Here is a 12,810-nt window from a genome sequence, read left to right as displayed (position 1 = left end):
GCAAGAGGGGTGCCTCACCCTTTAAGGTGAGTGTACCCACGCCCAACCGATACGAGCGGATCTTCCGGGTTGTCATGCTCGAGATAAAACCGCTCGATCCCTGCCGCCTCGGCGAGAGGGAGGAGGGTCTTAAAGTCAATCGTGCCATCGCCAACCGAAACCATCTCACCTGCTTCTGAGCGGTCTTTGATATGGCAGGAACTGAAGCGGCCCTGCGCGCTTTCGAAGATCGCGAGCGGATCTTTACCTGCATCAGCCACCCAGAAGAAATCGAGTTCCATGGTGACAAGCTCAGGGTCCGTTTCGCCCAGCAAAATGTCGTATCCGGTGGTGCCTTCCGCTTCGATGAATTCGAACTCGTGATTGTGATACCCCACCATCATGCCAGCGGCTTTGGCTTCCTCACCGCGCTTGTTTAGAAGCTCCGCAAGCGACCGGTATTTGTCGTTAGTCCGCTCTTCTTCCGGGATCCAGCCAAGATAGAGCCGGTCTTGCCCCAACGCCGCAGCGTCTTCCAACGTGGAGGCCCAGACGCCGTCATCGCGCAGCCATGGAAGGCGCACATGACCCGATCGACTGACGAGGCCATTGTCATCCATTATCGAACGGATATCGGCGGCTGAATACTCATAAAGCCCAGCTGTCTCGCAGTCCTTGATGCCGATCTTGGCCAAAGCCTCAAGAGTGCCGCGTGCATCGGCCTCAAACAGGTCGCGAACCGTGTAAAGCTGCACGCCGAGAAGGGCGGTGTAACCAGGCAGGTCACTTGCTGCTGCATCACCACTAGGAGCCGCTTCAGAGCAACCTGCCAGAAGTCCAAGAGAAGTCATCGAAGCGCCGGCAAGGAACGCGCGGCGGTTTGGCTGGATCATCATGCGAGGTTTCCTTCTTTCATCCGCTCAGCAGCGTAATCAACGGCGCGTGCGGTTAGAGCCATAAATGTAAGCGATGGGTTTTGGCAGGCGATGGAGGCAAAGGCCGAACCATCGGTTGCGAAGACGTTGGGCACGTCGTGGCATTGGTTGAAGCTGTTTAGCACGGACTCAGCGGGGTCATTGCCCATGCGCGCGCCGCCCATTTCGTGGATGCAGATGCCGGGTGTGGTTTCGCTCTCAAACGGCTCGATATCAACCGCTCCGGCAGCTTCCAGCATGGCAGCGGCGTCACGTTTCATAGCAACGCGCATCTTCTGCTCATTCTCGCCCCAGCGCACATCGAAATGCATTTGCGGGATGCCGTATTGGTCGGTTTTTGTAGGGTGGAGTGTCGCCTTGTTGGCTTTAACCGGGAGATGCTCACCAAACCCTTGCAGATTGATCCACCAATCTGATGGTTGGCGCAGCTCTTCCTTGAGTGATGCCCCAAACTTGTTGCCGCCAAGCGCGCGTGTCCATGAGGCGCGCCCGCTGTTGCCCTGATAGGCAAAGCCCCGCAGGAACTCACCATCGGTGCGGTTGTCGAGGTTGGCGTAGCGCACAAGATAGGTGCCGTTTGGCCGGCGGCCTGCATAGTATTTGTCAGAATACCCCGGCATCCGGCCCCGCGCGCCCACGCGGTGGTGGTGATCCATCAGGTAATGGCCAAGCACGCCGCTTGAGTTCGCAAAGCCATTGGGATGCGCCTCGGACGTTGAATTGAGCATCACCTGAAGCGTGCCCGCGGTAGACGCGCACAGGAAGATGACTTTGGCCGTGATCACTTCGCGCTCACCCGTCTCGCGGTTCACAATGCGAATGCCTGTTGCGCGGTTGGTCGCGGGATCGTGAAGAATACTCTCAACAATCGCATTGGGCTTCAATGTCATGTTGCCGGTGCGTTCGGCGGCTGGCAAAGTGGCTGAAACGCTTGAGAAATAGGCCCCATAAGAACACCCGCGCTCGCACTGATTGCGGAACTGACAGCTACCCCGGCCAAGCGCGAGTTGCTCCTCTGTAGGAGCCGTCAGGTGAGCTGCGCGTCCGATGACGAGGTGTCGTTCAGGGAAAGCTTCGTTGATCCCGGCCTTTGCGGCCTTTTCAACGCAGGTCATTTCCATCGGCGGCTGAAATTCGCTGTCCGGCAGTTGCGGCAAGCCATCATACGAGCCGCTGATCCCAACAAAGCGCTCTACGTAGGAGTACCATTTCTCAACATCAGCATATCGGATGGGCCAGTCATTGCCGTTGCCGTCCGCTTTGTTCGCGCCAAAATCGGTGTCGCTCCAGCGATAGCTTTGGCGTGCCCACATAAGCGACTTGCCGCCCACTTGATCCCCGCGCAGCCACATGAACGGCGCGCCCTCTTCGGTCGAATAAGGGTTTTCGCGGTCGTTGATGAAGAAGTTGCGCGTGCTCTCGCGAAAGGCATAGCATTGTGATTGCACCGCATAGTCGCTGTCGGCGAGCTTAGGGTCGACGCGGTCGCGGAACTCCATGTCCCAGGGCTCTTTGTTCTCGCCCATATAATCGGTGCCGGGCTGCGTCGGCTTGCCGCGTTCAACGACAAGGGTTTTCATACCCTTTTCGCAAAACTCCTTCGCTGCCCAGCCACCGGACATGCCGGAACCGACAACGATGACATCAAAATTTTCACTACCAGACATATGTGCAAAGTCCGTTCTGAGAAAAAGGGATTAAACGCCGCGATCAAGCCAAGCGCGGCCGACCTCGGAAAGGGGTACGCAAGGATCGTATCGACCCGGAATCTCCTCGTAGGAGAGTTCCTGTGTGGCGGTTTCAGAGGTGTAGTATCCAAACAGCGTCATATCGTGGAGCTGCTGGAAAATGGCTCGGCCCGTATCGCCGTCAGAGGCAGATGCGAACTGGTTGAGAATTTCATCCTGACGCTCGGGTGTTTCGGAGACGAAACCCGACGCACCGATTACCTCTAGGCCCGACAGGAATTCGCCCTGTTGCTCCTCGGTGAAATGCTTGCCGAAGACCGCCGCGATATACTCCGGCACGCCCGCAGCCACCGCGCCGGGGGTGTCGGTCACCGGAATGATCCGGTCGCTCACCGCTGAGATAAGCGACATCTGCTCAGAGATTGAGGCGGGCGCAGAGCAACCCGAAAGGCTGCCCAAGCTCGGCAACGCCACCGCAGCGCCTGCGACCATGACTGTGCTGCGTAGAAGCGAGCGGCGGTCCATTTCCTTGGCCATTGTGGGTGTGTCCATGGTCATCCTCAAGCCTCCTCCGCCGAGTTTTCGAGCGCGTTTCGGGCGAAATACAGCACCGCAAAGATGCCAATCAGAACCACCGGGAAATAGACCAACTGCGACAATGCTCCTTGCCCGGCGGCGACTTCAACGGCGGTGCCTTCAAGCCCGCTTGCCTGTGCATTGGCCCGAGCGCTGTCGATCCAGCCTCCGATAATGGGGTTCCAAATGGTCAGCGCGAACATGCCCGCCGCTCCCACAAGGCTCATCCCCAAAGCGCCAGAGCGCGGCACATATTGCGCCGTCACGCCGATCATCGTGGGCCAGAAATAGCAGACGCCAACCGCAAAGATGATCGCCGAGACATAAACCATCGCCCCGCTGGCAGAGGCCATCAGAAAGAGGCCAAGCGTTGTGAGCACGGCGCTCATCAAAAGCACACCAAGCGGGTTGAGCGCATGGATAAGAGGCCCTGCAAAATAGCGGCCCACCGCCATAATGCCTGTCACCATGCCCAGCACGATCATCGCCTGTCCCGGCAGATTGCCAAGCTGCGCACCGAGGATGCGGTCCACCCATTGCTGTGTGCCGAGTTCTGAGGTCGCAGTGACGCTCATGATCGCCATCAGCAGGATGAGGAGCAGCGCATCACGTGTACGCCCAGCGCGAAACAGCATCAGCAAGAAGGTGAAGCCCAGCGCCACAAGCAGCGGAAGGACAAATGTTCCGGGTAACCCTGCGACAAGGTCATTCGGCGTGCCGATGAGGACCAGAAGCCCGAAAATGGCGCTCATCAAAAGGACGCCCTTTGCATCCAGATCAACCGTCCGCTCGCTTTCCGGCACATCGGGGAAGTGCGTGGTGAAGACCATAAACCCATAGATCGCCGTCGGGATGAGCATCACAGCGATCTGGGGCTGCCAACCGATGCCCGCATTGGTCATGATGTACGAAACGACCGCTCCAATCACGATCCCGCCTGGAAACCATACGTGGAAGCGATTGAGCCACTTGGTCTTCTCATCTTTGTAGAGATCGGCGACCAGCGGATTGCACGCTGCCTCGACCGAACCATTGGCAAAACCGATAAAGAAGGTGGAGATGAGAAGCCCCAAAAAGCCATCGGCAAAAATGGTCAACACAAGGCCCAGCAAATGCCCCACAAACGCAAGGATCATAATGAGGCGCGGGCCCAGCTTATTGTAGAGAAAGCCGAACACCACCATCGCCAGCGGAAAGCCCAGGAAGGCCATCGAGTTCACCCAGCCAAGCTGCGTGTCGCTCAGCGCAAACTCTTCGGACAATTGCGTCAAAATCCCTGCGCGGATTGCAAACGTCATGGCCGTCACGATGAGCGAAATGCAGCTCAGCCAAAACAGCCGGTTGCGGTCAATTGTCGGCGCTGTGATAGCGCTCATGGAAGCGGTTGCCATAACCCGTACCTCTTTCTTGCGCTTAGCGCTCTAGGCCAAGCGCACGGTTGATCTTGGATTGATCAACTTCCCCGCCTGCAAAATCATCAAAGGCATATTCGGTCGGCCGGATCAGATGGTCAGCAATGAACGGCGCGCCTTCAGCAGCGCCTTGCTCAGGGTGCTTCAAACAGCATTCCCATTCGAGCACGGCCCAACCGTCGAAATCATATTGGGTGAGCTTGCTGAAAATCTGGCGAAAATCGACTTGGCCATCGCCCAATGAACGGAAACGGCCCGCACGGTTCTGCCAATCCTGATAGCCGCCATAAACGCCCGTGCGCGCATCGGGGCGGAACTCAGCGTCTTTGACGTGAAAGGCGCGGATGCGCTCGTGATAGCGGTCTATAAAGCCGAGATAATCAAGCTGTTGCAGAACAAAGTGGCTGGGGTCGAACAAGATGTTGGCGCGCGGGTGATTGTCCACTTTGTCGAGGAACATCTCAAACGTTGCGCCATCATGCAGGTCTTCGCCCGGGTGGATTTCATAGGCGCAATCAACGCCATTATCCTCAAACACATTGAGGATAGGCTTCCAGCGCTTGGCAAGCTCAGTAAACCCTTCATCGACGAGGCCAGCGGGGCGCTGCGGCCAGGGATAGACCAGATGCCACATCAGCGCGCCGGAGAAACTCGCGTGGGATTTCAGCCCCAAACGGCGAGAGGCGATTGCGGCCTTTTTGACCTGATCAACCGCCCATTGTTGGCGCTCTTTGGGTTTGCGGTGGAGTTGTTCTGGCGCAAAGGCGTCGAAAAGGTCGTCATAGGCCGGGTGAACGGCCACCAACTGACCTTGTAGGTGGGTGGAAAGCTCTGTGATCGCAAGACCATGCTCAGCGCATCGCCCGGTAAGCTCATCGCAATAATCCTGACTTTCCGCGGCCAGATCAAGGTTCATACAGCGCGGGTCATTCGATGGAATTTGGACGCCTTTGTAGCCGAGCGAGGCCACCCATTCGCAAATGTTGTCGAGATTATCGAATGGGGCTTTGTCGCCCATAAATTGCGCCAAGAATATGGCCGGACCGCGCAGTTCCTTCATGACAAGAGGCCTTTCTTATCCGGGCCAAATGCTGGCGCCTTAATATCAGTGCGCGCGCCCCCTGCGCCGTTGCTGGCAACGGCGGCTTCAAGGAAGGCCATGCCCCTTAACGCCTCAGCAATGCCGGGCACGCCATAGGTGATCGGCGCGACGCCATCGCGTAGAGCGCGGGCGTAATTGCGGTAGAGATTGGCAAAGGCTTCAACATAGCCTTCGGGATGGCCCGAAGGCAGGCGGCAACGTGACAAAGCCTCATCGCAAAGCGGTTTATCAACGCCTGCGCGGTGGGTGATCACTTCGCCGGTTGCGCGGCGTTCGATCAGAGAGTTTGGCTGCTCTTGGTGCCATTCGAGGCCGGCGTTCTCGCCAGAGATCGTGATCGACAGGCCGTTCTCTTCGCCTGCACAAATCTGGCTTGAGATAAGCGATCCCGTGACCCCGTTTTCAAGCTCAAACAGGATCTCGCCATCATCATCAAGCAGGCGTTCGGGCAGGTGGCTGCGCAGATGCGCGACAAGCGAACTCATCCGCGAATTGCAGATAAACTCCGCCAGACTGTGTGCATGGCTCCCAATATCGCCAAGCGCGCCGCCGGGGCCTGCCAGCGCGGGGTCGACGCGCCATGCCGCTTGCTTGTTTCCATCTTCCGCAGCACTCGCCAGCCACCCTTGGACATAGCGGACGTGGACCTTGCGTATCGGGCCAAAGGCTTCAGAGGCCGCAATATGGCGTGCCTGCCACACCATGGGATAGCCAAGATAGGTATGGGTGAGGCCATAATGCGTCCCGGTGGTTTGCAAGATTACGGCAAGCTCTTCGACCTCTTCAAGCGAGACGCCCGCTGGCTTATCGCACATGACATGCACGCCAGCTTTGGCGGCTTGCTGAGCGTAATCCACGTGGGAATTATTGGGCGTGACGATGGAGAGCAGTTGCATCGCGCGGTTTGCCCCGTTCGCACCGCCACCAAGGGACGCCTCGCATGAGAGCATCGCGCTAAGGTCCGAGTAACACCGATCCTCCGCAAGGCCGAGGGCACGCCCAGTCGCTGTGCAATTGGCAAGATCACGGCTGAATGCGCCGCATACCAGATCAATCTCGCTATCAAGCGCCGCCGCCATTCGGTGGACCGCGCCAATAAAGGCGCCTTGACCGCCGCCAACCATGCCCATGCGCAATCGCGATGACATCATTTCCCCTTCCGTGGGGGCTCAAAGCCCCTCCCAAAACCTTGTGGCCTTTTGCATTGCCATCTTGTCTTACGTTGTCAATTTGTATTACTGTCGGCCCCAAGAGGTCAAGAGTGACTCGAAAAAAGACCAGATAGTGGGACTGGCGAATGGTGTCGGGAGCTGCAATTGACTTTGCCGCCCCTCATGCGATTTTGTCCGGCGGAGAGAGGGAGTTTCGTGTGACGAGTGGTAAAGCCTCTGATGGGGCTGCCAAAAGGATCAACCACGTCGTTGTCGTGGGAGGAGGCACCGCCGGTTGGATGACGGCTGCGGGGCTTGCCCATATGCTTGGGGCTTCCGCGCTGGGGCAAGCGGGGTTGAAGGTCACGCTGATCGAGTCCGAGGCCATCGGTGTGGTGGGGGTAGGCGAGGCGACACTGCCGCACATCAAGGCGTTCAACGACACAATCGGCATCAACGAAGCTGAATTTATGGCGGCGACCTCTGCCACCTTTAAGCTTGGCATTGAGTTTGTCGATTGGGGCCGCAAGGGCGACAGTTACATCCATCCTTTTGGTGAGTTTGGCCTGCCCAATGACGGTGTTGCCTTCCATCATTACTGGCGCAAATTCGCAGAGCAAGCAGGCTCGCTTGACGACTATTCACTGCCCGTTGTTGCGTGCCGAAAGGGAAAGTTTCAGCCGCCTAGTGAAGACCCGCGCTCGGTGCTTTCGACCTATCGCTATGCCTATCAATTCGACACGCTCCAATATGCGCCCTTTATGCGGTCCCATGCTGAAAAGAGCGGCGTTACGCGGATTGAGGGCAAGGTTGTCGATGTGTGCGTTGATGCGCAAGACGGATGTGTCACTTCGCTGACGCTTGAGGGCGGTCAGAGTGTCGAGGGTGATCTCTTCATCGATTGCACTGGGTTCTTTGGACTTCTGATCGAAAAACAACTGAAAAGTGGCTATGACGACTGGAGCGAGTGGCTGCCCGCTGACCGAGCGGTGGCTGTGCCGTGTGAGAGAGCAGGGCCCTTGCTCCCCTACACGCGCGCCACCGCTCACGAAGCGGGGTGGAGCTGGCGCATTCCGTTGCAGCACCGCACCGGCAATGGGCATGTCTATTCGAGCCAGTTTCTATCCGATGATGCGGCCTGCGATACGCTTCTTGGTGGATTGGAAGGCGGGCGTCTTTCTGATCCACGTTTCCTGCGGTTCGTCACGGGTAAGCGCCGCAAGCTTTGGAACAAGAATGTCGTGGCTATCGGGCTTTCTGGCGGGTTCCTGGAGCCGCTGGAATCGACGAGTATCTACCTCATCCAAGAGGGCATCTCGAAGCTTGTTGAACTGTTCCCGCAAGACCAAGATTGCGGCGTTGAGACACGCGAATACAACCACTGGATGGACCTCCAGTTTGAGCGCATCCGTGACTTTCTGATCTTGCATTACCACGCGACCCAGCGTGACGATTCCGACTTTTGGAACCATATGCGTAACTTGAAAGTGCCCGATAGCCTGCAAGAGCGGCTCGCGCTTTTCCGCGCGCATGGCCATGTATCCGCATACGAACATGGCCTCTTCCTCGTGCCCAGCTGGATCGCTGTGTTGATCGGGCAAAGGGTGATCCCCCAAGGCTTTGACGCGAGAGTTGCGGGCACGCCAGAGGCACATGTGAAGCAGCATCTTGCCGGCCTTCGCGATCATATGAGCAAGGCTGCTGGATCGATGGAGGACCACGCCACTTTCCTGCGCCGCTATGCCCAGATGAGTGATGCAGCATGAGCGAGGAGACCATCCTCCTTAAAGGTCCGGCCTTGCGGGTTGCCATTGTCGGAGCGTTTCTGGCTCGCCGTTGGCTGAGCAATCAGCGCGAGCTTTTCCTTACACCGGACAATCTTGATGCGCTTCCTGCGACAATCCTTGCGCGCCCCGATCATATGCGGTTTCACGCGGAGATCGGGCTTGGGCTTGACGCTTTGATCAAGGGGGCGGGGGCAAAGCCAGTGTTCGCTCCAAGCTATCCCAGCGTCTCGGGCCCGCTCAACTTGCCGTTTGCGCCCATTGGCCAATCCCAGGGCGGCGTTGAGTTCCAGCATTTTTGGATGCGGGCAAACAGCGCTGCGCCGCAAGCCGATCTGCTCGCCTTCTCGCCAGCAATCGCCTTGGAGCAGTCAGACGACAAACCCTCGTTGGAAGCGTTGCAAAAGCGCGCGCCGCCGTTTGGGTTGGAGTTGCAGGCATCGCAATATGTGCACGCGATGTTGGGTTTGGCGGCCTCGGCGGGCGCCGTTGTTCAGACGGCTGACCAAGAATTGCCTAAGGCGGACCTGACCATCGATTGTGCAGGCGTTACAGCTCCCTCTTGGGCGCAAGGATCGCTCGGCCTGCTTGAGGAGCAGGCTCTACCGGGTCTCGAATGGCAGGTGAGCGTCAACACGGTGCGGCGATTTGTGGCCTTGTCGGCAGACTTATCGAATTGCACAAATGAGGCGCGCGAATACACGCGCCTTGCTCGCCAAGAGGCAGAGCGGATCGCGGATATGGAGGCGCTTCTGAGCGCTGCCGACCCGCGTGAAATCGCGCGCCCCACGCTCCGCCGTAAAGTGGAGCTGTTTGAAGCTTGTGGCCGCATCCCCACGCAGGATTTTGAGGTCTACACTCCCCCCGAATGGCTTGCCGCGCTTTGGGGTAGGGGCCTGCGCCCGCGCCGTTATGACCGGATGGCTAACCGCCTCCCACAGGCACAATTGATGACTTGGATCGCAGACCTGCAAAGGCAATGCGAAGGCCTAAACCGCAAACGAGAGACAGTATGAGTGAGGGATCAATCAAACGCGTCGTAATCGCTGGGGGAGGCACCGCCGGTTGGATGGCGGCGGCGGCCTTGTCCAAGATTATGGGGCCAGCGGGCGTCATGGTGACCTTGGTCGAATCCGAGGCAATCGGCACCGTGGGCGTGGGCGAGGCGACAATCCCGCCGATTATCAAGTTCAACACCATGCTTGGCATCGATGAGCATGATTTCGTGCGTGCAACGCAGGCGACCTACAAGCTGGGGATTGAGTTTAACGACTGGGGCGGGCTTGGTGAAAGCTACTTCCACCCCTTTGGCCGCATCGGCTTTGACCTTGAGGGTATCGATTTCCACCAGTTCTGGGCGCGGCTTAAAGGGCTAGGTGATGAAGCTGGACTGGGTGTCTATTCGCTCAACACGCTCGCAGCATATGCAGGTAAATTTGTCCGACCAGAGCCCGCGCATGGGCAAGTGATCAATCAGCTCGGTTATGCTTTCCACTTTGATGCATCGCTTTACGCCGCGTTCTTGCGCGCCTTTGCAGAGCGCCACGGCGCGACCCGGATTGAGGGGCGAATTGATAAGGTTGAGCAGGATAGCGAAAGTGGCCTCATCACCGCGCTCAAGCTCGATCAAGGACGCACCATTGAAGGCGATCTGTTCATCGACTGCACCGGCTTTCGCGGGCTCCTTATCGGTCAGGCGATGGCTAGCCAGTATCACGATTGGAGCCATTGGCTGCCCTGCAACAGGGCCGTCGCAGTCGCGTGTGAGAAGCAGGGTGATCCCATTCCCTACACCCGCTCAACCGCACGCGAAGCCGGATGGCAATGGCGCATCCCGCTCCAACACCGCACCGGCAATGGTTATGTCTATTGCGACCAGTTCCTGACCGCTGAAAAGGCAGAAGAGACACTGCTGGCAAACCTAGACGGTGCGCCTGTTTCCTCCCCCAATCATTTGCGCTTCCAAACCGGCCACCGCGACAAGTTTTGGGCGGGCAATTGCATCGCGATTGGGCTCTCATCAGGCTTCTTAGAACCACTGGAATCAACCAGTATTCACCTCATCCAAATGGGCATTGCAAAGCTGATCGCACTGTTCCCCGGTTCGGTCGAAGCCCCAGTTGAACGCGCTGAATACAACCGGTTAATGACCGATGATTTTACCCATGTGAGGGACTTCTTGATCTTGCATTACAAAGCCACCGCCCGAGCTGATACGCCGTTCTGGGACTATGTGCGGACCATGAGTATTCCCGATACGCTTCAGAAGAAAATGGACCTTCTGCGTTCAGGCGGACGCTTCTTCAAATATGATGCGGAGCTGTTTGACCTGACCAGCTGGCTTGCCGTGGCTCAGGGTCAGGGCTGGGGGCCCGAAGGGCACAGTCCGGCGGCCAATCGCTTGTCCAAAGTCAATCTCGAGCAAAGCCTAGCCAATATGCGCGGGGTGTATGCGAAAACCGTGGACGCCATGCCCAGCCATCAGGCCTATATTGACAAATTCTGCAAGGCGGCGGGCGAAAGCTTGCGGGCGGATGCCGCATGAACCCGTATCTGTTAGACCATGTTGTGATCGTGGGCGGAGGCACAGCTGGCTGGATGGCAGCGGCAACGCTTGGGCACCTGCTCGACGGCTCTCCCACCAAGGTCACCCTGATCGAATCTGAGCAGATCGGCACTGTGGGCGTGGGTGAGGCAACCATTCCCCCGATCATCGCTTTCAACACGATGCTTGGCATTGATGAGGATGAATTTGTCCGCGAAACCAATGCGACGTTTAAGCTAGGCATCGAGTTTGTCGACTGGCTCGAGCGGGGCCACAGCTATATCCACCCTTTCGGCGACTTCGGGCGTGATTTTGATGCGATCCCGTTTTACCAATATTGGCTTCACCGCAATTTGGCCGGGCATAAGGATGACTTGTTCTCCTATTCACTGATGGTGGAGGCGTGCCGGCGCGAGAAGTTCATGCGCCCCCTCACCAATCGCCCGCAATCGGCGTTGGCGGGGATCAATTACGCGTTTCAATTCGATGCCTCGCTTTATGCCGCATTTTTGCGCCGTTTTGCGGAAGGGAAGGGGGTGACTCGCGTCGAGGGCCGCGTCGAAGGCGTCTCCCAAGATGCCGAGACAGGGCATATTGAGACCCTGACCCTCGACAACGGTCAAACCATTGGCGGCGATTTCTTCGTAGATTGTTCTGGCTTTCGCGGCCTCTTGATCGAGCAAACGCTTGAGACGGGATATGAGGATTGGCGCGAGTGGCTGCCGTGTGACCGGGCGGTGGCAATGCCTTGTAAGAAGATAGCGGACCCTATTCCTTACACCCGGGCGACAGCGCGCGACGCCGGTTGGCAATGGCGTATTCCGCTCCAACATCGCACCGGCAATGGCCACGTCTACTGCTCTGAGTTCATGGACGATGACACCGCTGAGCAGGTGCTGCGCGACAATCTGGATGGAGAGCCTCTAGCAGACGCCAATCGGCTGCGGTTTTTTACTGGACGGCGCAAGAAATTCTGGAACGGCAATGTGCTGGCGTTGGGGCTGGCTGCTGGCTTTATGGAGCCGCTGGAATCGACCAGCATCCACTTAATCCAAACCAGCCTTGCCCGGCTGTTGACGCATTTTCCGGATAAGCGGTTTAAATCCGCTGATATTGATGCGTTCAACCAACGCACGACGAAAGAATATGAGCGGATCCGCGATTTTCTGGTCTTGCATTACACCGCGACACGGCGCGATGACGCGCCATTTTGGCGGCACTGTCAGGCCATTGAACAACCCGACAGCCTGAAAAGCCGCATCGAACAATTCCGCGATTGTGGCCGCATTTTTTCGGAGCCAAATGACATATTCGGGACCGCCAGTTGGCTGGCTGTGCTCTATGGTCAGGGAATCGAACCGGTGGCGACGAACCCCCTTATTGCGAAGGTTCCGTTGGACAGAATCGACCAGATTGTCGGTAAGATCGGCAGCACAATTGATAACGCGGCCAACGAAATGCCGTCTCATCAGCGGTTCATCGAAGAAAATTGCAAAGCAAAATCAATGGATTGAAAATCGAGTGTTGAAAAAGAGCATCATGAAGCCCTGTTCTGACAATTAGCGTTGACAACGGTGTCAATTTGTCGTCATATCAAGATGAAAGAGATTGTGTGACCTCATGAAATTGGGGCACCAC

Annotated in this window: 10 protein-coding genes; 4 read left to right on the top strand and 6 right to left on the bottom strand. The window is 57.5% G+C overall.

Annotated elements, in window-relative coordinates; all coding sequences use genetic code 11:
• Positions 1–14 precede the first annotated feature (14 nt).
• Genes AC0V61_RS03485 through AC0V61_RS03460 form a run of 6 tightly spaced genes read right to left on the bottom strand, consistent with a single transcriptional unit; the run spans position 15 to position 6,843 of the window.
• Positions 15–875 (bottom strand): sugar phosphate isomerase/epimerase family protein, encoded by an 861-nt coding sequence (locus AC0V61_RS03485; RefSeq protein ID WP_486155891.1) that lies wholly within the window; start codon positions 873–875, stop codon positions 15–17.
• Positions 872–2,581 (bottom strand): GMC oxidoreductase, encoded by a 1,710-nt coding sequence (locus AC0V61_RS03480; RefSeq protein ID WP_486155890.1) that lies wholly within the window; start codon positions 2,579–2,581, stop codon positions 872–874. The genes AC0V61_RS03485 and AC0V61_RS03480 overlap by 4 nt, the downstream gene beginning before the upstream one ends.
• Before the next feature lie 30 nt (positions 2,582–2,611).
• Positions 2,612–3,160: a gluconate 2-dehydrogenase subunit 3 family protein gene (locus AC0V61_RS03475; protein ID WP_486155889.1), complete on the bottom strand. Its 549-nt coding sequence runs from the start codon at positions 3,158–3,160 to the stop codon at positions 2,612–2,614.
• Between the two features lie 2 nt (positions 3,161–3,162).
• Entirely contained in the window at positions 3,163–4,569 is a 1,407-nt protein-coding gene (locus AC0V61_RS03470) for an MFS transporter (RefSeq protein WP_486155888.1), read from the bottom strand.
• Between the two features lie 22 nt (positions 4,570–4,591).
• Entirely contained in the window at positions 4,592–5,650 is a 1,059-nt protein-coding gene (locus tag AC0V61_RS03465) for a sugar phosphate isomerase/epimerase family protein (protein WP_486155887.1), read from the bottom strand.
• Positions 5,647–6,843, bottom strand: a complete 1,197-nt coding sequence (locus AC0V61_RS03460) for a Gfo/Idh/MocA family protein (RefSeq protein WP_486155886.1) — start codon at positions 6,841–6,843, stop codon at positions 5,647–5,649. The genes AC0V61_RS03465 and AC0V61_RS03460 overlap by 4 nt, the downstream gene beginning before the upstream one ends.
• A gap of 218 nt (positions 6,844–7,061) precedes the next feature.
• Here AC0V61_RS03460 and AC0V61_RS03455 point away from each other — a divergent pair, with 218 nt between their 5' ends.
• The 4 genes from AC0V61_RS03455 to AC0V61_RS03440 are packed head-to-tail and all read left to right on the top strand — an operon-like array spanning position 7,062 to position 12,686.
• On the top strand, positions 7,062–8,609 hold the full coding sequence (locus AC0V61_RS03455) for a tryptophan halogenase family protein (protein WP_486155885.1): 1,548 nt from the start codon (positions 7,062–7,064) through the stop codon (positions 8,607–8,609).
• Positions 8,606–9,643: a tryptophan 7-halogenase gene (locus tag AC0V61_RS03450; RefSeq protein ID WP_486155884.1), complete on the top strand. Its 1,038-nt coding sequence runs from the start codon at positions 8,606–8,608 to the stop codon at positions 9,641–9,643. Before AC0V61_RS03455 ends, AC0V61_RS03450 begins: the two co-directional genes overlap by 4 nt.
• Complete coding sequence (locus AC0V61_RS03445) at positions 9,640–11,172, top strand: tryptophan halogenase family protein (protein ID WP_486155883.1); 1,533 nt, start codon at positions 9,640–9,642, stop codon at positions 11,170–11,172. The genes AC0V61_RS03450 and AC0V61_RS03445 overlap by 4 nt, the downstream gene beginning before the upstream one ends.
• Positions 11,169–12,686: a tryptophan halogenase family protein gene (locus tag AC0V61_RS03440; RefSeq protein WP_486155882.1), complete on the top strand. Its 1,518-nt coding sequence runs from the start codon at positions 11,169–11,171 to the stop codon at positions 12,684–12,686. The genes AC0V61_RS03445 and AC0V61_RS03440 overlap by 4 nt, the downstream gene beginning before the upstream one ends.
• Positions 12,687–12,810 lie beyond the last annotated feature (124 nt).

This window comes from Erythrobacter sp. JB1-4 (genome assembly GCF_057365025.1).
This window is presented reverse-complemented; position numbering and strand designations above follow the sequence as displayed.

Excerpts from the sequence above, each read along its gene's own strand:
- AC0V61_RS03475 (WP_486155889.1), bottom strand. The coding sequence starts at position 3,160 with ATGACCATGGACACACCCACAATGGCCAAGGAAATGGACCGCCGCTCG.
- AC0V61_RS03445 (WP_486155883.1), top strand. The coding sequence starts at position 9,640 with ATGAGTGAGGGATCAATCAAACGCGTCGTAATCGCTGGGGGAGGCACC.
- AC0V61_RS03450 (WP_486155884.1), top strand. The coding sequence starts at position 8,606 with ATGAGCGAGGAGACCATCCTCCTTAAAGGTCCGGCCTTGCGGGTTGCC.
- AC0V61_RS03480 (WP_486155890.1), bottom strand. The coding sequence starts at position 2,581 with ATGTCTGGTAGTGAAAATTTTGATGTCATCGTTGTCGGTTCCGGCATG.
- AC0V61_RS03485 (WP_486155891.1), bottom strand. The coding sequence starts at position 875 with ATGATGATCCAGCCAAACCGCCGCGCGTTCCTTGCCGGCGCTTCGATG.
- AC0V61_RS03470 (WP_486155888.1), bottom strand. The coding sequence starts at position 4,569 with ATGGCAACCGCTTCCATGAGCGCTATCACAGCGCCGACAATTGACCGC.
- AC0V61_RS03460 (WP_486155886.1), bottom strand. The coding sequence starts at position 6,843 with ATGATGTCATCGCGATTGCGCATGGGCATGGTTGGCGGCGGTCAAGGC.
- AC0V61_RS03440 (WP_486155882.1), top strand. The coding sequence starts at position 11,169 with ATGAACCCGTATCTGTTAGACCATGTTGTGATCGTGGGCGGAGGCACA.
- AC0V61_RS03465 (WP_486155887.1), bottom strand. The coding sequence starts at position 5,650 with ATGAAGGAACTGCGCGGTCCGGCCATATTCTTGGCGCAATTTATGGGC.